Below are 537 nucleotides of genomic sequence, written 5' to 3'. Positions count from 1 at the left end.
CCCGGTTTAGAAAAGAAAACCCAAAAGCCATCCGAAAGGTGTTCCGGCAAAGTGTGGCCATCGCCCGTAACTTCAACCTGATCGGGGGAACACTTATTGCCGGGGATTCTACCAAGCTAAGGGCGCAGAACAGTAAGAAAAATAACTATAATAAAAAGAAAATACAGCGCCACTTAGAGTATATCGATAAAAAGCTCGAAGAGCATAACCAACAACTGGCCAAGGCTGATGGCGATCAGAAAAAAACCGAAGAAATTAAAGAGCAAATTAAAGGGCGCAAACAGCAACAGACCAAATACCGGGCTATACAAAAACAACTTGATGAAGATACTTCTTCTGAAAACCCGCAACGATCGACTTCAGATCCCGATTGCCGGCATCAAATTGTACGCGGTACCGTTACCGAGGTATGCTACACCGCGCAAACTACCGTAGATGCCAAACATAAGTTACTGATCGATTATAAACTCACCAATCAGAATGATAAAAAAGCAATGGGCTTCATGCTCAGAAGGGCCAAGTCCATTTTACGATCAA

General features: G+C 43.6%; 1 pseudogene. It reads left to right on the top strand.

The window, feature by feature from the left end:
• Positions 1-537, top strand: a pseudogene (locus KW502_RS15320) (IS1182 family transposase); the annotation flags it as partial.

Origin of the sequence: Mesonia aestuariivivens, assembly GCF_019311235.1 — a bacterium.
Lineage (GTDB): Bacteria > Bacteroidota > Bacteroidia > Flavobacteriales > Flavobacteriaceae > Mesonia > Mesonia aestuariivivens.
Note: the sequence above shows the minus strand (reverse complement) of the source record. Positions and strands in the feature narration are given on the sequence as shown.